The following is a 17748-nucleotide window of genomic DNA, read 5'->3' as shown; positions in this document are numbered from 1 at the left end:
GGTGGCGCAGGCCACGTTTACGGCTCCGTAGAGCGGGGCCGCTTTGCGGTATTCCCCGGCTAAGGTCGTGCAGTGAGCGGCGCCACAAAGAGGTGGCGAAGGTCTCAAGGGAGTTGTTGCATGAGCGGCATGCTCGATCAAGCGAAGGACGACCTGCTCAGGCGGGCCGCTGAGACGTGCGCACAGCGTCCGGGGGCCCGCGGCGGGGACACGGCGGAGGTCTTCGACTACCTCCGCCTGTACTACCGGCAGGTCGCCCACGAGGACCTGCTGGCCCGGAGCCCGGCGGACATCTGCGGCCCCGCGATGGCGCACCGGGCGCTCGGCGAGGAGCGGCCGCAGGGACGCCCGAAGGTGCGCGTCTTCACCCCCACGCTGGAGGAGTACGGCTGGGACCCCGGCCACACGGTCGTGCAGGTCGTGACCGACGACATGCCGTTCCTGGTCGACTCGGTGACGGCGGAGCTGACCCGGCACCAGCTGACCACGCACATGATCGTCCACCCGCTGCTCGGTGTGGACCGCGACGTCGCGGGCCACCTGAAGGCGTTCCGCCACAAGCTCGACAGCGGCACCGACGTCGACGAGTCCTGGATCCACATCGAGGTGGACCGCACCAGCGACAAGGCCGTCCTGGAAGCGCTGGAGAAGGACCTCGTGCGCGTTCTGCAGGACGTCAGGGTCGCCGTGGAGGACGAGCCGAAGATGCGCGCTCGCGCCGGTGAGATCGCCGCCGCGATCCGGGAGCATCGGCCGCCGCTGCCGGACAAGGAGCTCGCCGAAGGCGTCGAGCTGCTCGACTGGCTGGCCGACGGGCACTTCACGTTCCTCGGCTACCGGGACTACACGCTGATCGACGACGGTGCCGCGCTGCGTCCCGAACCGGGCACCGGCCTCGGCATCCTGCGCAGCGACAAGCGCGAGTCCGACAGCTTCGCCGCGCTGCCGCCGGAGGTCCGCGAGCGGGCGACGGAGAAGCACCTGCTGGTGCTCACGAAGGCGAACTCCCGCTCCACCGTCCACCGCCCCCTCTACCTCGACTACATCGGGGTGAAGAAGTTCGACGAGTCCGGCGAGGTCATCGGCGAGCGCCGGTTCCTCGGCCTGTTCACGCACGTCGCCTACAGCGCCTCGATCGCGCACGTGCCCGTCCTGAAGCGCAAGCTGGAGGAGGTGCTGGAGCGCGCCGGCTTCACCCCCGACAGCTACGACGGCCAGGACCTCATCGAGATCCTGGAGAGCTACCCGCGCGACGAGCTGTTCCAGATCTCGGTGGACGACCTGCTGAAGATCTCGCTCGGCGTGCTGCGGCTGCGCGAGCGCCGCCAGCTGAAGCTGTTCCTCCGCAAGGACCTGTACGGACGCTACATGTCGTGCATGGTCTACCTGCCGCGCGACCGCTACACCACCAAGGTCCGGCTGCGCATCCAGGGGCTGCTGAAGGAGGCGTTCGAGGGCGTCAGCGTCGACTACAGCGCGAACGTCACCGAGTCGATACTGGCCCGGCTGCACGTCGTCGTCCGCGGCGAGCGCGGCCGTCCGCTACCGGACGTGGACGTGTCCGAGCTGGAGGACCGGCTCGCGAACGCCACCCGATCCTGGGAGGACGACCTCGCCGAGGCGATCGTCGAGCAGTGCGGGGAGGAACGGTCCCGGACGCTCGGCGGCGTGTTCGGGGAGGCGTTCCCGGAGGGGTACAAGGCCGACTTCCCGGCCCGCACCGCGGTCGCCGACCTGCGCCGCCTCGACGAGCTGTCCGGCGGCGAGGACACCTCGATCAACCTGTACGAGCCGTACAGCGCCGAGCCCGGCGAGCGGCGGCTGAAGATCTACCGGCTGGGCGATCCGATCTCGCTGTCGCGCGTCCTGCCGCTGCTGCAGAACATGGGCGTCGAGGTGGTCGACGAGCGCCCGTACGAGATCCGCGCCAACGACGAGCGCCGGTTCTGGATCTACGATCTCGGGCTGCGGTACGTCCCGCCGGAGGACGTCCCCGAAGAGGCCATCAAGGACCTCTTCCAGGACGCGTTCATGGCGCTGTGGCGCGGCGAGATCGAGAACGACGGGTTCAACGCGCTCGTCCTGCACGTCGGCCTCAACTGGCGCGAGGCGATGATCCTGCGCGCCTACGCCCTGTACCTGCGGCAGATCGGCACGACGTTCTCCAAGCGGTACATCGAGCAGGTGCTGCTGCGCAACGCGGCCCTCACCCGGCTGATGATCCGGCTGTGGGAGAGCCGCCTCGACCCGTCCATCCAGGGTGGCGAGGAGGAGCGCAGCGCCGGGATCACCGAGGAGATCCAGGGCAAGCTCGACGACGTCGCCAGCCTCGACGAGGACCGCATACTCCGCGCCTACCTGGCGCTGGTCCAGGCGACCCTGCGCACGAACCACTACCAGGGCAAGCCGTACCTGGCGATGAAGTTCGCCCCGGAACGCATCCCCGACCTGCCGCAGCCGAAGCCCGTGTACGAGGTCTTCGTGTACTCGCCGAAGGTCGAGGGCGTGCACCTGCGGTTCGGGTCGGTGGCGCGCGGCGGGCTCCGCTGGTCCGACCGGCGCGAGGACTTCCGCACCGAGATCCTCGGCCTGGTCAAGGCGCAGGCGGTGAAGAACACCGTCATCGTCCCGGCCGGCGCGAAGGGCGGCTTCGTCGGCAAGCAGCTACCCGACCCGTCCGTCGACCGCGAGGCGTGGCAGCGGGCCGGAATCGCCTGCTACAAGGACTTCATCTCCGGCCTGCTCGACCTCACCGACAACCTCGTGGACGGCAAGGTCGTCCCGCCGCCGAACGTCGTCCGCCACGACGGCGACGACACCTACATGGTCGTCGCGGCCGACAAGGGCACCGCGACGTTCTCCGACATCGCCAACGGCGTCGCCGCCGAGTACGGATTCTGGCTCGGCGACGCGTTCGCCTCCGGCGGGTCCGTCGGCTACGACCACAAGGCGATGGGCATCACCGCACGCGGCGCCTGGGAGTCGGTCAAGTACCACTTCCGCTCGCTCGGCGTCGACGTCCAGAACGAGGACTTCACGGTCGTCGGCATCGGCGACATGTCCGGGGACGTGTTCGGCAACGGGATGCTCCTGTCGGAGCACATCCGGCTCGTCGCCGCGTTCGACCACCGGCACATCTTCATCGACCCCGACCCCGACGCGGCCGCCTCGTTCGCCGAACGCCGCCGCCTGTTCGAGCTGCCGCGCAGCAGCTGGGCCGACTACGACACCGCGCTGATCTCCAAGGGTGGCGGCGTCTTCCCGCGCACCGTCAAGTCGATCCAGATCACCCCGCAGATCCGGGAGGCGCTCGGCATCGGGGACGGGGTGAAGACGCTCACCCCGTACGAGCTGATCCGGGCCATCCTCAAGGCGCCCGTCGACCTGCTGTGGAACGGCGGCATCGGCACCTACGTCAAGTCGTTCATCGAGAACAACGCCGACGTCGGCGACAAGGCCAACGACCCGGTCCGGGTGGACGGCTCCGAGCTGCGCTGCAAGGTCGTCGGCGAGGGCGGCAACCTCGGCGTGACCCAGCTCGGCCGCATCGAGTTCGCACGCGGCGGCGGGATCATCAACACCGACTTCATCGACAACTCCGCCGGTGTCGACACCTCCGACCACGAGGTCAACATCAAGATCCTGCTCGACCAGGTGGTGCGGGACGGCGAGCTGACCGGCAAGCAGCGCGACGGCCTGCTCTACGAGATGACCGACGAGGTGGCCCGGCTCGTCCTGCGCGACAACTACGCGCAGAACGCGGTGCTCGCCGCGGCCCGCGCGCAGGCGCCCGCGATGCTGCACGTCCACGCCCGGTACATGCGCAAGCTGGAACGCGACGGCCGGTTGAAGCGGCGCCTGGAGTTCCTGCCGGACGACAAGGCGCTCGCGGAACGGCGGCAGTCCGGGCTCGGGCTGACCGGCCCCGAGTTCTCCGTCCTGCTCGCCTACGCCAAGCTCGCCCTGGACGCCGAGATCGTCACGTCCGACCTCCCCGACGACCCCTACCTGGAGTCGTGGCTGGTCGACTACTTCCCGACGCCGCTGCGCGAGCGGTTCCGCCCGCACATGGACCGGCACCCGCTCCGCCGCGAGATCATCACGACGGCGGTGGTGAACGACGTGGTCAACGCCAGCGGCTCCACGTTCGTGTTCCGGATGAACGAGGAGACCGGCGCGTCCTCGTCCGACATCGCCCGCGCCTACCTGGTCGCGCGCGACGTGTTCGAGATGCCGCGGTTCTGGCGGGCGGTGGAGGGTCTCTCCCACCAGGTGACGGAGTCCACGCAGATCGCGATGCTGCTGGAGGCGCGCAAGCTGACCGAGCGCGGCGCCCGCTGGCTGCTGCACAACCGGCGTCCCCCGTTCGACATCCGGGAGAGCATCGACTTCTTCAGCGGCGGCGCCGTGACGCTCGGCGCGCAGGTGCCGAAGCTGCTGGCCGGGCTGGACCTCGCCGCGTTCGAGCAGCGCCGTGACGGCTTCGCCGAACTGGGGGTGCCGAGCGAGCTGGCCGAGCAGTGCGCCGCGTTCGTCCCCGCCTACTCCACGTTCGACCTGGTCGGCGTCGCGCACGACACGGGACGTCCGGTGGAGGAGGTCGCCGAGGTCTACTTCGACCTCGCGGACCGTCTCCAGCTGTCCCGGCTGCGGGAACGCATCATCTCGCTGCCGCGTGACGACAAGTGGCGCTCGATGGCCCGCTCCGCGCTCCGCGACGACCTGTACGCGGCGCACTCCGCCCTCACCCGGGACGTCCTCATCACCAGCGAACCGGGTGCTCAGCCGGAGGAACGCCTGATCCACTGGGCGGAGAAGAACAAGACGGCCGTCCAGCGCGCGCAGCAGACCCTGAGTGAGATCTGGGAGAGCGACAGCTTCGACCTGGCCACCCTTTCGGTCGCCCTGGGCGCGATCCGCACCCTGGTGACCACCAGTTCCCTGCCTTCCAGCGAAGGCTAGGACGTGTCATGCCGTGCCGCCCGCCCCGCTCCGGGGCGGGCGGCACGCTTTTCAGCGGCCGCCCGAGGCAGTGCGGAGAGAGGCAGTGCGGAGGGGTAGGTCGCCGGATGCCGGGTCGATTCTGCTGCAGCGGTCAGAGGAGCGGGACCACCCGGCACCCGGCGAGATCAAGGACCGTGGACGGCCACGGTCTGCGGTACCCGCCGTCGCGGTTCGCTCACCCAACCTGCCCGTTTCGGGGTGAAGTACGCCTTCGTCCTTCCCGGCGGCAGCCGGATCAGGCCGGCTCCTGCTCCTGCTGGCGCATCCAGCGGATCTCGGCCTCGATGAACTCGTCGATCTCACCGTCCAGGACCGCGGACGGGTTGCCGGCCTCGACGCCGGTGCGCAGGTCCTTCACGATCTGGTACGGGTGCAGCACGTAGTTGCGGATCTGCGTGCCCCAGCTCGTGGTGGTGTCGCCGCGCAGCTCGGAGAGCTTGTCCGCGTCCTCCTGCCGCTTGCGCTCCAGCAGCTTGGCCTGCAGGACGTTCATCGCCGTGGCCTTGTTCTGCAACTGGCTGCGCTCGTTCTGGCAGGACACCACGATCCCGGTCGGGATGTGCGTGATCCGCACCGCCGAGTCGGTGGTGTTGACGCCCTGCCCGCCCGGACCGGACGACCGGTAGACGTCCACCCGCAGGTCGTTCTCGTCGATGTCGACGTGGTCGCTCTGCTCCACCACGGGAACGATGTCCAGGCCCGCGAACGACGTCTGCCGGCGGCCCTGGTTGTCGAACGGGGAGATCCGCACCAGCCGGTGCGTCCCGTGCTCGCCGCGCAGCGTCCCGTACGCGTAGGGGGCCTTCACCGTGAACGTCGTCGACTTGATGCCGGCCTCTTCGGCGTAGGACGTCTCGTAGACCTCCGTGGGGTAGCCGTGCCGCTCGGCCCAGCGCAGGTACATCCGCTGGAGCTGCTCGGCCCAGTCGGCCGCGTCCACCCCGCCGGCCTGCGCGTTGATGGTGACCAGCGCCTCCCGGGCGTCGTACTCGCCCGACATGAGCGTGCGCACTTCGAGCTGCTGGACGGCCTTGTGCAGCGAAGCGAGCTCGCCGTCGGCCTCCGTGCGCGTGTCGGCGTCGTCCATCTCCTGGGCCAGCTCGTACAGCGTGGCGACGTCGTCGAGCCGCTGCCGCAGGCCCTCCACCCTGCCCAGCTCGCTTTCGAGGTGCGACAGCCGGCGCGTCACCGACTGGGCGCGCTCCTGGTCGCTCCACAGGTCAGGGTCGGCGGACTGCTCGCGCAGCTCGGCGATGTCGCGCCGCATGCTGTCGAGGTCCAGCACCTGCTCGATGCCGGTCAGTGTCGCGCCGAGCTCCTTGAGCTGCTCTTCGGGTTCGATGCCTGCCACGGTCCGAGCTTATCGTCGTCCCGGCAGTGCTCACCGCGTCGCGGGCGCCGCCCGGGGGCGGGACCAATATCATGTCGGTGGCAGAATCACGGGCCGAGGAGGTCGGCCGACGACGGCCGGCACGGAGTTCGGTCCGGGGGACGGGTCTTGCACAGGTTCCTGCGGGTGATCGCGGCCGGGGTGCCGCTCATCCTGGCGCTCACGGTCGCGGGCTGCGCCGAGGGCGAGACGGAGGCGCGGCCCACCGTCGCCGTGCCCCAGACGTCCCCGCCGGCGCCGGTGCCGCTGACCCCGGACGTCGCGGCGCGCGCGTTCCAGACCTATGTCACCGACGAGGACGTGGCCCGCGCCGCCGGCGACGAGCGGCTCGCGTTGACGTGGACGTCCGACGGCCAGTCCCAGCTCACCGCCGCCGAGTTCCGCAAGGCCGCCTACGACGGCGACCCCGTGCGGCGTTTTGTCTACGGCAAACCCGAGCTGTACGTGCCGAGGTTGAAGGACGCCGCCTACCCGCAGTGGTTCGTGGTGTCCGTCGACCGTTCCGTTCTGGGCAAGCCCAAGAGCGAGCGCAGGGCGCTGATGGCGTTCATCTTGCGCGGGCGCTCCGACCACTGGAAGCTCACGCTCGCGACGTTCCTTCAGGAGAAGACCAAGGAGCCGAAGGTCGCGATCGACGCCGACGGGTACGCGACCGCGTTGAGCACGAACGACCCGTCCGTCCTGATCCGTCCCCGCGACGTCGGCGGCATCCAGGCGACGATCGCGGCGGAGGGCGACGGCAGCGTCGCCGCCAAGGTGATGAAGTCCAACGCCGTGACGACCGGCTTCTACCAGGACGCCAGGCGCGAGAAGAAGAAGGCGAAGAAGAAGGACCTCACGCTTCAGGTGGTCTACACGGCGACGCCGTTCCCCTACTTCGGGCTGCGGGCGAAGGGCGGCGGCGGGCTGGTCGTCTACTCGCTGTTCCGCAACACCTCGCTCATCGCCAAGGACTCCGGCACCCCCGAGCCGGAGATCCCCGAGGACGCCGAGCACCTGCTGGACGGGACGGTCGAGGGCAACGAGGTCGACACGACCGCGACCCTGCATTTCGCCGCGTTCGACCCGCCGAAGGCGAAGCAGGGCGAACCGCAGCCGAAGGCGCACATGATCGCCGATGAGGGCGCCGTCACGAAGGCCGCCACACCGCCGCTCAAGAAGCCCTGACGCTCACGAGGCCCTGGCCGGCCGGCATTGTCGCTAGCCGTAGACGCGGCGCAGCACGAGGGCGACGAACAGCAGGGCGACGAGCGCCGCGAGGACCAGCGCCGGAGGGACGACCGGGCCGTGCCGGTGCAGCTCGGACCGGGCCTCCCGGCAGGTGGGGCAGCGCCCCTCGACCACCGGGTTCGAGCACCGAGCGCAGATCAGATGTTCGCAGCTCATGTCGGGGGCCCCAATCTCCGTGGTCGGCACGTGGGTCCGTGCGAGGAAGCGTCCGCTTCTACGGTGTCCGTCACTTATTAGGTATCTTTCGCCGTCATCCAGCGTAGCCGGACTGTATGGTCGTTCCGGCAAGTCCGGGAGCCGGAAGGTACGAAACGGCCGGACGTCGGGAGACGGTTCACATGGCACTGATCGGAACGAACACACAGGTCGAGCCGAGTGATGCCCCCGAACGCCCCTACCGCGCCGAGTGGGACGAGGTAGTTCCCCGTCCCCTCTACACTGCTCGAAGGCTCCGCGTCCCACCCGGTCGTGAAGCCGGGCGGCGCAGGCAAGTGCTCACGGATGCGTCCGTGGCCGCGGGCCGGGCCGCTTCCCAACCCCTACAGCGAACCGCCGTGATGCAGCCGTGATCCATTTCGACAACGTCACCAAGGTCTACCCGAGCCAGAACCGGCCCGCCCTGCAGCATGTGAACGTCGCCATCGAGAAGGGCGAGTTCCTGTTCCTGGTGGGCCCGTCCGGCTCCGGTAAGTCGACCTTCCTGCGCCTCGTCCTGAAGGAGGAGCGTCCTTCCCAGGGTCACGTGCACGTGGCGGGCAAGGACCTGAGCAAGCTGAGCAACTGGAAGGTGCCGCACCTGCGCCGCAGGATCGGCTGCGTCTTCCAGGACTTCCGCCTCCTGCCCAACAAGAACGTCTTCGAGAACGTCGCGTTCGCCCTTGAGGTGATCGGCAAGCCGCGGCGCTTCATCGGCAAGGTCGTCCCGGAGGTCATCGACCTCGTCGGCCTGGAGGGCAAGGCCCACCGGATGCCGGACGAGCTGTCCGGCGGCGAGCAGCAGCGCGTCGCGATCGCGCGGGCGTTCGTCAACCGGCCGATGATCCTGCTGGCGGACGAGCCCACGGGGAACATCGACCCCGCCACCTCGATCGGCATCATGAAGGTGCTCGACCGCATCAACCGGACCGGCACCACCGTCGTCATGGCCACCCACGATGCCGCTATCGTCGACGCGTTCCGCAAGCGCGTCGTCGAACTGGAGGACGGCAGGATCGTCCGCGACCAGTCCCGCGGCGTGTACGGCCAGGCGTACTGACCATCTGAACCATCGATTCCCGCCGGGGCGCATGAGGGCCCGGAGGCGGGGGCCGCCCGCATCGGGCCGTGTTTCCCCACGAGGCCGCCCGGAGCCGGGGGCGGACCAAAGGCGATCAAGGACAGCGAGGCATGCGCGTACAGTTCGTTCTCCAGGAGATCTGGATCGGTCTCCGCCGGAACATGACGATGACGATTTCCCTCGTCATCACCGTCGCCATCGCCATGGCGCTCTTCGGCACCGGGCTGCTCCTGCGACAGCAGGTCGACGCCTCCAAGAGCTACTGGTACGACAAGATCGAGGTCTCGGTCTTCCTGTGCACCAAGACGAGCTCCAACCCCAGCTGCCAGAAGCAGGACGTCACCGACCAGCAGCGGCAGACGCTCAAGGCGACCCTGGACAAGATGCCGCAGGTCTCCCACGTCGAGTACGAGAACAAGCAGCAGGCGTACGAGCGGTTCAAGGACCGCTTCTCCGGCTCGCCCGGCTTCGTGGAGAGCACCCGTGAGGGCGACATCCCCGACTCGTTCCGGGTCAAGCTGAAGAACCCGGAGGAGTACAAGGCGGTCGCGCAGGCGATGCTCCAGCCCGGCGTCGACACGGTCATCAACGAGCAGGAGATCCTGAAGCGGTTCTTCCGGATCCTGAACGGCCTGCAGGTGGCCGCGCTGACGATCGCGCTGATCCAGGTGATCGCGGCGGTGATGCTGGTCGGCAACACCGTCCGGCTGTCGGCGTTCAACCGGCGCCGGGAGACCGGCATCATGCGGCTGGTCGGCGCGTCCAACACCTACATCCAGATGCCGTTCATCCTGGAAGGCGCCATCGCGGGCCTGATCGGCGGCCTGTTCGCCTCCATCCTGCTGGTGTTCAGCAAGAAACTGCTGGTCGACAGATTGGCGGGGGACGTCCAGCTCGTCAGCCAGCTCGGCTGGGGCAAGGTGATCGCCGTCATCATCGTGTCGATCTCCTTCGGTGTCCTGCTCTGTGCCGCCTCGTCGTTCCTGACATTGCGCAGATACCTGAAGATCTGATGCCGTCCGGGCGAGGGCGAGACGCCGGAACCGGTCCGTCCGGCGGCCCTACACTTGCCGCATGTTCCGGTCCGTGCCGCCGCTGAGGAGGCGGCCGGGGCACGCGCTGCGCGGGACCGCCGTCGCGGCGGCGATCGTCTGCGCGTACGGCGCCGGCGTCGTGAGCGGCTCGGGCTCGCAGCGGCACACGGCCGTCGCGGGCGGCGGCTCGGTGCTGGACGAGGCCGCCGCGCAGATCCGCGGGCGCGCCGCGACGCCGGTCGACCGCGGCGAACTCGACCGCGCCGCCATCGAGGGCATGCTGCGCGGCCTCGGCGACAGGTGGGCGCACTACTACTCGGCCCGCGAGTTCGACGACGCCGAGGGGCGCCTGACCGGACGGTACAGCGGTGTCGGGCTGTGGCTCGGCGGCGACGGCGGCTCCCGCGTGCTGGTCGCCAGCGTCCAGCCGGGCACGCCCGCCGCGCGCGCCGGCGTCCGGGCCGGGGACGTCGTCACCGCCGTAGGGACCACGTCCGTGGACGGCTGGGACATCTCGCGGGTCGCCGAGGCGCTACGCGGACGTCCGCGCGACACCGTCGAACTAACCGTGCGGCGCGACCGTCGAACCAAACGGTTCCATCTCGTCCGCGCACCGGTTCCTGGAGGAAATGTCACGGTGACCGATCTTCCGGAGCACGCGTGCCTCATCCGCGTCGGCGCCTTCACCCGCGGGACGGGACGGGACGTCCGCGACGCCGTGACCGGGCGGACGCCGTCCGGGCGGCCCACCGGCGGCGTCCTGCTCGACCTGCGCGGCAATCCCGGCGGGCTGCTGGACGAGGCGGTCGAGACGGCGTCGGCGTTCCTGCCCGGCGGCCCCGTCGTGACGTACGAGCCGCGCGGCAGGCCCGTCCAGCGGCGCACGGTCAGCGCGCCCGGCGACGCGAAGACCCCGCTGGTGGTGCTCGTCGACGCCGGCACCGCCAGTGCCGCGGAGATCGTCGCGGGCTCCCTGCGCGACCGCGACCGCGCGGTGATCGTAGGATCGCGTACGTACGGCAAGGGCTCGGTCCAGGAACCGATCACGCTCGCCGACGGGTCCGTCATCGAACTGACCGTCGGCCGCTATCGCACCCCCGGCGGCCGCGACCTTGACGGGGTCGGGATCGAGCCCGACGTGGCGGTGTCGGCCGACCGGCCGCCCGACGTGGCCGAGCGGCGCGCCCGGACGGTGCTGCACGGCCTGCACGCGACGATGCCGGGCACAGACTGACGACGGCCGGACAAGGACTGAGTGACGTGGCACGGGACACCGGGCGCAAGAAGGACACAGGGAAGAAGGACGCTGGGCGCAGGCTCATCGCCCAGAACAAGCGAGCCCGCTACGACTACCACATCGACGACACGTGGGAGGCGGGCATGGTGCTCATGGGCACCGAGGTGAAGGCGCTGCGCGCCGGACGCGCATCCCTCGCCGACGGCTATGCGCACGTGAGGGACGGCGAGGTGTGGCTGGAGAACATCCACATCCCCGAGTACGCGCAGGGCACCTGGACGAACCACGCGCCCCGCCGGCGCCGCAAGCTGCTGTTGCACAAGCGCGAGATTCAGAAGATCATCGCGAAGTCGGAGGAACCCGGCTGGACGCTGATCCCGCTCTCCCTGTACTTCAAGGACGGGAAGGCCAAGGTCGAGATCGGCCTCGCCCGTGGTAAGAAGTCCTACGACAAGCGCCAGGCCATCGCCAAGCGGGAAGCCGAGCGGGAGATGCAGAAGGCGGCGGCGGCCCGGTTCAGGAGACGGTGAAGGGTGTCGATGACGAACCGAGGCCGGAGGCGGGGGCCGCACGGGACGCCGCGCCGGGCGGTGGCGATGACCGCCTGCGCCGCCCTGGTCGGGACCATGACCACGGGATGCTGGGCCGAGCAGTCGGCGATGCCCGCCGTCCGCGACTTCCTGATCGCCTGGCAGGTCGGCAACTACAAGGCCGCCGCCCGCGGGACGGTCGGCGCGGACAGGGTGCGGGTCGCCGACGCCCTCAGCCGCGTCCGCCAGCAACTCGACGCCGCGTCGCTGCGGCTGTCCCTCGGCACCGAGGTGGAGGGCAGCGACGTCGACCAGATCGTCAAGAAGGGCGACGAGGCCGACGCGCGCTTCACCGTCAAGATCGACCTCGGTGAGAACGGCCAGCCGTGGGAGTATCCCGGGCTGATGCACCTGCGGCGCGTCGGCGGCACGTGGAAGATCGTCTGGAACCAGACCATCATCAACACGAAGCTGAAGCCGGGACAGCGGCTCGCCGTCGTGACCGAGGTGCCCAAGCGCGCCCCGATCACCGACGCGCAGGGGCGCCCCGTGCTGAGCGAGGTCCGCGCCTACAACGTCGGCGTGTACCCCGGGCAGCTCTCCGACCCGGAGAAGACGCTGGAGGAGCTCTCCAAGCAGACCAAGATGGACGGCGGCCGCCGGCTGGACTCCGAACGCCTCCTCGGCCGCGTCCGGTCCGCCCCGCCGCAGACGTTCCTGCCGCTGCTCACCCTCCAGGTGCCCACGCACAACGCGCTCCTCCGGCGGCTCAGCGCCATTCCCGGGCTGCGGTTCGACGAGATCAAGGCGCCGATCGCGCCCGCGTACGCGCCCGAGCTGATCGGCCATCTCGGCCCCGCCACCGCCGACCGGCTGCAGCAGGTCGGCGCGCCCTACCAGCCGGGCGACACGATCGGCGTCAGCGGCATCCAGCTGCTCCAGCAGCGCCGCCTCGCCGGCACGCCCACCGTCCGCGTCGTGGCGCAGGACGAGTCCGGCGCGAACAGCGAGGAGCTGCGGTCCTGGCCGGGCCAGCCGCCGCAGGACGTCCAGACCACCCTCGACCCCGCCTACCAGAGGCGCACCGACTTCGCACTCCAGGGACTGCAGTATCCGGCGTCGATGGTGGTGGTGCAGCCGAGCACCGGCCAGGTGCTCGCCGTGTCCAACCGTGGGACGAACGGCGAGAACCGCGCGTTCGAGGGCCGCTACCAGCCCGGCATGACGTTCGGGATCGTGTCCGCGGAGGCGCTGTTCTCCCAAGGGGGGATGAACCAGGCCACCGAGACGACCTGTCCCGCCAGCGTCACCGTCGGCGGCAAGACGTTCACCAGCCAGGCCCGCGGGGAAACCAGCTTCGCCAACGCGTTCGCCGGGTCCTGCAAGACGACCCTCGCGCAGCTGGGAGGCAAGCTGGACGGGCAGGCACTCGTCCGCCAGGCGGCGCAGTTCGGGATCGGCAAGGACTGGGGGCTGTCCATCCCCGCCTTCACCGGGTCGGTACCCGCTCCCGGCGACGACGGCGAGAAGGCCGCCGCCATGGTCGGCGAAGGAAAGGTCGAGGTGAGCCCCCTCACCATGGCCCTGGTGGCCGCCGCCGCGCAGAGCGGCACCTGGCGGCCCCCGTACGTCCTCAAGGACGTCACCGCGCCCGGCCAGACGCCCCCGCCGCTGAGCCTGCCGCCCGAATCCATCGCGAGCCTCAAGAAGGTCCTCACCCGCACCGCCACCCAAGGCAACGCCCACGCCGCCCGCGTCTCCGGCGACGTCGTCGGCGTCGCCGCCCTCGTGGAAGGCGGCAACGGCAAGAAGCCCGTCTCCTGGTTCGTCGGCTCCAGCGGCGACCGTGCCTTCGCCATCGCCGTCGAAGGCCCCGTCAACACCGCCAAACTCGCCGCCCGGTTCCTGACCGGCCACGCCTGACCCGGCTTTGTCAGCTCTTTACGGCCGGAGCGCAACCAACCCGCCGCTCCCCGGCGTCTTTACGGGTGACTGAGCCACCCGCTTGGGGGGTTGCGGGACTCAGTCGCCGTGATGAGACCAGAGCCTCGTCTCGGGGGAGGCTCTGCCGTCCGGACCGGCCCGACCCTGCCGGTCGACCCCGGTGGGCGCGACATTGCACGCGCCCACCGGGGTTCACGCGTGCAGACGGGAATTACGTTGCCCCTCCACGCGTTATTCTTGTAACGTCATCGTGCGGACGTCCTGGACGCCCGCTTTGACAACTGAACATGGGGGTGACCGGCTTCGACTTCGGTCGTTCGAGCCAGGGGAAGCGGGTCGAGGGTTGCTGTCGTGACCTCGTAAATCCTGTGACAGCAAACCAATAACTGCCAACAAGAAGCAGTCCGAGTTCGCCCTCGCCGCCTGAGCGAGGAGCGAACTCTGTCAGCCCGGGAGCGTCTCCGACCCGGGGCCTGGCATCGTAAGGAGACTCCACCTGCAAGCCCGGTCGCGGGGCCTGTAGGGAAACCGAACAGCGACTGAGCCCGTCGGCGACACGCCTGCGTGAGCGCCGGGACTGAGAAAACGCCAAGCAGGCTGCACCCGGAGAAGCCCTGACCCATCACCGAAGGACGCGGGTTCGATTCCCGCCACCTCCACTCGGAGTTGGGAGTGGTGTGCCCACGGAAAGCGTGGGCCGCCACTCCTTCGCCGTGCTTGCCTGGGGGGCGACCCCCAGACCCCCGGTGTGGGGGCTCCGCCCCCACGCCCCCTCCCGGCTGGGCTTGTCGTCACCGTGCGGGTTGGTGCGGGGTGCGGTTGTGAGGAACGTCTAGGAGTGGCTGTCCGCGAGATGTGCGGGTGGTCGCTCCTTTTTCATGTGTGGATGGGTGGCCGATCCCGGAGGGATGCGTTAGCGAAGCTTGATTGCTCCGCCGTCGGCCATGAGGGTCTGTCCGGTCATGTACTGGGCGTCGTCACTCGCGAGGAAGGCGACGATCGGGGCGACGTCCCGATCGGGGTCGCCGAAGCGGCCCAGGGGTACCTTGGCGGCGGACTGCGCGTACTGTTCGGGGCGTGCCTCGGCCCACTGGACCACGCCGGCCGTCAGGGCCATGGGGCAGACCACGTTGACGCGGATGTTGAGCGGTGCCCACTCGTTGGCCACGACTCGGCTCAGGCCGCGGATGGCCTCCTTCGCCGCCGCGTAGGACGCCTGGTTGGGCTGGCCGTCGAGCCCGGCGCCGGAGCCGAAGTTGATGATCGACGCGTTGCCCGTCTTCCTCAGTTCCGGGAGAGCGGCGAGCATGAAGTTGCGGGTGGCGTACAGGCTGGTGTCCATGGCGAGGCTCCAGTCGTCGTCCGTCTGCTCCTCGAACGGCTTCTGGCGCGACGCGCTCGCGTTGTTCACCAGGACGTCGAGCGTCCCGAAGTGTTCGACGGCCGTCGCGACGGCGAGGTCGGCGATGGCCCGGTCCGAGACGTCGCCGGGCAGGAAGACCACGGCGTCGCCCAGTTCGCGGGCGAGCGCCTCCCCGGCCTCCTGCTGCAGGTCGACGACGACGACCCGGGCGCCGCGTGCGACGAACAGTTTCGTGATGGCGCCGCCGATGCCGCTGGCGCCCCCGGTGACGATGGCCGACTTGCCTTGCAGGCCGAGAGAACTCATGAGTCGCTTCCTTCCGTGGGTCCTGCGACGCAGACGCTCTCAGGCGGGCCGTCCCGCGGGAAAGGAGACGGCCGGGATGGTCGGCGAGGCGTCTGCGGGGCGGTGGACGTGCGGGGTCGCGAGGACGGTGAGGCACCCGAGGGCTGCGGCGAGCACCGCCAGGACCTCGGCTGTTCTGATCACCTCATCTCCTCCCAAGAGGGCGGACCGTACCCGGGGATGGTCGCGTTATGTGTTCTTGTGATCACAAAAACGGCGCCTCTCGGTGGCCGGCATCGCACTCGGCGGGGAGCGCGGGCCGTCACTCTTTCGTCGTGTTCGCCGCATTCCCTCCCGGCTGGGCCTGTGGTTCACCGTGCGGTGGGGGTGTGAGGGTCTTCAGGGCCCGGTCGGGTTCCCAGTGGGCTCTCAGGGAGGTGATTCGGCCCTCTTCGTTCACCGTGTAGATCAGGACGCAGTCGATCGTCATGGTGGAGCCGTCGGGGGTGGTCGTGGTGATCGTCGTTACGTTCGCGCAGCAGGGGCCGTTGGCGAAGGAGCCGGCGATCGTGAAGTGGAAGCCGGCGATGGCGGAGATGAAGCCGTCCCAGAAGGCCCCGATGGCTTCCGGGCCCCGGTGACCGTTGCCGGAGGGGTCCAGGAAGGACGGGCCCACAGGGTCCTCCACCAGGGCGTCCTCGGTGAAGAGGTTCAGCCAGTCGTCCTTGCGGCCTTCGGCCACGGCGGTCATGGAGGCTCGGGCGGCACGGCGGGCCGGATGGTCCGCGTCGGGAGCGTTCCAGCTGATCGCGTCCATGAGGCAAATTGTAACGTGTTCTCGTTTACTGGGCCTTGGTGATCACCGTCTCGGCGAAGCGCTCCAGGTGCTCGATTTTCTTGGCGAGGGGTTCGGTGTCGGGGCCCTTGGCGTAGGGCGTCCGGAAGCCGACGATCACGTCGGTGACGCCTTTGTCCGCCAGGCGCTTCACGCCGTCGGGTGTGTAGGCGTCCATGGAGATCACGTGGACCTCGAAGGGGGCGGCGGCCTTGCCTTCCTGTTCCCGGATGTTGTTCAGCCTGGTCAGGAGTGCGTCCAGATCGCCGCCGCCGGCGTGCATCCAGCCGTCCCCGCGGACGACGGCGCGGCGCAGGGCCGGCTCGCTGTGCCCGCCGACGAGGATCGGGAAGGGGTGTGCCGGGGTCATCTTGATGGCCGGGACGTCGAAGAACTCGCCGTGGAACTCGAAGTACTCGCCGGTGCTGAGGCCGCGGACGATGTCGATCGCCTCGTCCATGCGCTTGCCGCGCCGTTCCCACGGGACGCCCATCACCTGGAAGTCCTCGGGCCAGGGGCTGATGCCGACGCCGAGGCCGAGCCTGCCGTTGGTCAGGGCCGCGACGGAGGTCGCCTGCTTTGCGACCAGGACGGGCGGGCGTACGGGGAGTTTGAGGACGAACGGCGTGAAGCGGATCCTGGCGGTCACCGCGCCCAGGGCCGCGATCAGGGTGAAGGGCTCGATGAAGGGCTTGTCCTCAAGGAACTCCCGGCCGCCGTCCTGGGTGTACGGGTAGGCCGAGTCCGACTCCTTCGGGTAGACGAGCGAGTCGGCGATGGACATGCTCGCGTACCCGGCGTCCTCGGCGGCCCTGGCCAGCGGCGCGTAGAACGACGGGTCGGTCATGGCCTCGGCGTAGGTGAACCTCATGGCCGAGATGGTAGAACGCGTTTCAGTTTTGTGCCAGGTGGTGGGTGGGGAGCATGATGGGCGGGTGATCCCGGATCCCGTCGGTGTCTCGGTGCGGACGTGGGAGCCGCTCGTCGCGGCAGGTGTGGAGCGGCGGTTCCGCGCGGGCGACGTCCTGCTGCGCCAGGGCGATCCGCCGCAGTACGTCCTTCTCCTGATGGCGGGCAGGGTGAAGGCGCTGCTCACTCTTCCGGACGGTGAGGTGCTGCTCCTCGCCGTGCGCGGGCCGGGGGAACTTCTCGGCGAGATCGCGGTGCTGGGCGGCGAGGACCGGTCCGCGACGGTCATCGCGGTCGATGCGTGCGTCACCCGGGTGCTGGCCGCGGACCGTTTCCGCGCGCTGCTGCGTTCGTCCGGGGCGGAGACGGAGCTGCTGCGGCGCGCGATGCGGCGGCTGCGTGAGGGGGAGGCGTGGCGAGCCGAGACGGCGGCGCTGCCCGCCGGGCCCCGCGTCGTCCGGGCGCTGCTGCGGCTCGCCGTGCCGGGCGGAGACGGCCCGCTGGACGTGGGGCTCGGTCAGCTGGAGATCGGCCAGGCCGTCGGCCTGTCCCGCGGTGTCGTCGCGGCCGAGCTGGCGCACCTTCGTGAGCTGGGCGTCGTCTCGACGGAGCGCGGGCGTACGGTGATCACCGACCCTCCCCGGCTGCGCGCATTGGCCGCATCGGGCCGCGGATCTGTCTGATATCTGACAGTGCCGTGGCGCGGTCATC

14 protein-coding genes and 1 other RNA gene are annotated in these 17748 nt (G+C 69.8%); 9 read left to right on the top strand and 6 right to left on the bottom strand.

Translation table 11 applies throughout. From position 1 onward, the window contains the following. The first annotated feature begins 120 nt into the window (after nucleotides 1–120). Entirely contained in the window at nucleotides 121–4962 is a 4842-nt protein-coding gene (locus tag ACQP1N_RS28595; protein ID WP_067797635.1) for an NAD-glutamate dehydrogenase, read from the top strand. A gap of 277 nt (nucleotides 4963–5239) precedes the next feature. Here ACQP1N_RS28595 and prfB read toward each other — a convergent pair whose 3' ends face one another. Then, complete coding sequence (gene prfB / locus ACQP1N_RS28590) at nucleotides 5240–6355, bottom strand: peptide chain release factor 2 (RefSeq protein ID WP_067797632.1); 1116 nt, start codon at nucleotides 6353–6355, stop codon at nucleotides 5240–5242. A gap of 147 nt (nucleotides 6356–6502) precedes the next feature. Here prfB and ACQP1N_RS28585 point away from each other — a divergent pair, with 147 nt between their 5' ends. After that, on the top strand, nucleotides 6503–7561 hold the full coding sequence (locus ACQP1N_RS28585; RefSeq protein WP_433227628.1) for a hypothetical protein: 1059 nt from the start codon (nucleotides 6503–6505) through the stop codon (nucleotides 7559–7561). 33 nt (nucleotides 7562–7594) lie between these two features. On the opposite strand, the gene ACQP1N_RS28580 is transcribed toward ACQP1N_RS28585, so the two are convergent. Continuing rightward, a complete protein-coding gene (locus tag ACQP1N_RS28580; protein WP_067797625.1) occupies nucleotides 7595–7780 on the bottom strand; it encodes a hypothetical protein in 186 nt (61 codons plus the stop codon). Between the two features lie 409 nt (nucleotides 7781–8189). Here ACQP1N_RS28580 and ftsE point away from each other — a divergent pair, with 409 nt between their 5' ends. From ftsE to ssrA, 6 genes are all read left to right on the top strand, one after another. Beyond that, on the top strand, nucleotides 8190–8879 hold the full coding sequence (gene ftsE / locus ACQP1N_RS28575) for a cell division ATP-binding protein FtsE (protein ID WP_067797622.1): 690 nt from the start codon (nucleotides 8190–8192) through the stop codon (nucleotides 8877–8879). A 131-nt stretch (nucleotides 8880–9010) separates the two neighbouring features. Next, a complete protein-coding gene (gene ftsX, locus ACQP1N_RS28570) occupies nucleotides 9011–9913 on the top strand; it encodes a permease-like cell division protein FtsX (protein WP_067797620.1) in 903 nt (300 codons plus the stop codon). Nucleotides 9914–9974: 61 nt separating this feature from the next. Then, a complete protein-coding gene (locus ACQP1N_RS28565) occupies nucleotides 9975–11168 on the top strand; it encodes a S41 family peptidase (protein WP_433227627.1) in 1194 nt (397 codons plus the stop codon). A 26-nt stretch (nucleotides 11169–11194) separates the two neighbouring features. Further along, the gene (gene smpB / locus ACQP1N_RS28560) at nucleotides 11195–11701 is read left to right on the top strand and encodes an SsrA-binding protein SmpB (protein WP_067797613.1); all 507 of its coding nucleotides are present in this window, start codon (nucleotides 11195–11197) and stop codon (nucleotides 11699–11701) included. Nucleotides 11702–11710: 9 nt separating this feature from the next. Then, complete coding sequence (locus ACQP1N_RS28555; RefSeq protein WP_242608611.1) at nucleotides 11711–13624, top strand: penicillin-binding transpeptidase domain-containing protein; 1914 nt, start codon at nucleotides 11711–11713, stop codon at nucleotides 13622–13624. A 310-nt stretch (nucleotides 13625–13934) separates the two neighbouring features. After that, nucleotides 13935–14307: a transfer-messenger RNA gene (gene ssrA, locus ACQP1N_RS28550) on the top strand. 251 nt (nucleotides 14308–14558) lie between these two features. Here ssrA and ACQP1N_RS28545 read toward each other — a convergent pair. The 4 genes from ACQP1N_RS28545 to ACQP1N_RS28530 all read right to left on the bottom strand — a co-directional run bounded on the left by ACQP1N_RS28545 (nucleotide 14559) and on the right by ACQP1N_RS28530 (nucleotide 16999). Continuing rightward, a complete protein-coding gene (locus ACQP1N_RS28545) occupies nucleotides 14559–15314 on the bottom strand; it encodes an SDR family NAD(P)-dependent oxidoreductase (protein ID WP_433227626.1) in 756 nt (251 codons plus the stop codon). 39 nt (nucleotides 15315–15353) lie between these two features. Beyond that, on the bottom strand, nucleotides 15354–15497 hold the full coding sequence (locus ACQP1N_RS28540) for a hypothetical protein (RefSeq protein ID WP_433227625.1): 144 nt from the start codon (nucleotides 15495–15497) through the stop codon (nucleotides 15354–15356). A 118-nt stretch (nucleotides 15498–15615) separates the two neighbouring features. Next, the gene (locus tag ACQP1N_RS28535) at nucleotides 15616–16110 is read right to left on the bottom strand and encodes a nuclear transport factor 2 family protein (RefSeq protein WP_433227624.1); all 495 of its coding nucleotides are present in this window, start codon (nucleotides 16108–16110) and stop codon (nucleotides 15616–15618) included. A 25-nt stretch (nucleotides 16111–16135) separates the two neighbouring features. Beyond that, nucleotides 16136–16999 (bottom strand): TIGR03619 family F420-dependent LLM class oxidoreductase, encoded by an 864-nt coding sequence (locus ACQP1N_RS28530; RefSeq protein ID WP_433227623.1) that lies wholly within the window; start codon nucleotides 16997–16999, stop codon nucleotides 16136–16138. A 64-nt stretch (nucleotides 17000–17063) separates the two neighbouring features. Between ACQP1N_RS28530 and ACQP1N_RS28525 the strand changes: the two genes are divergently transcribed. Next, a complete protein-coding gene (locus ACQP1N_RS28525; RefSeq protein WP_242608610.1) occupies nucleotides 17064–17720 on the top strand; it encodes a Crp/Fnr family transcriptional regulator in 657 nt (218 codons plus the stop codon). The last annotated feature ends 28 nt before the right edge of the window (nucleotides 17721–17748 follow it).

The sequence above is a fragment of the Actinomadura formosensis genome, from assembly GCF_050948385.1.
Lineage (GTDB): Bacteria > Actinomycetota > Actinomycetes > Streptosporangiales > Streptosporangiaceae > Spirillospora > Spirillospora formosensis.
Note: the sequence above shows the minus strand (reverse complement) of the source record. Positions and strands in the feature narration are given on the sequence as shown.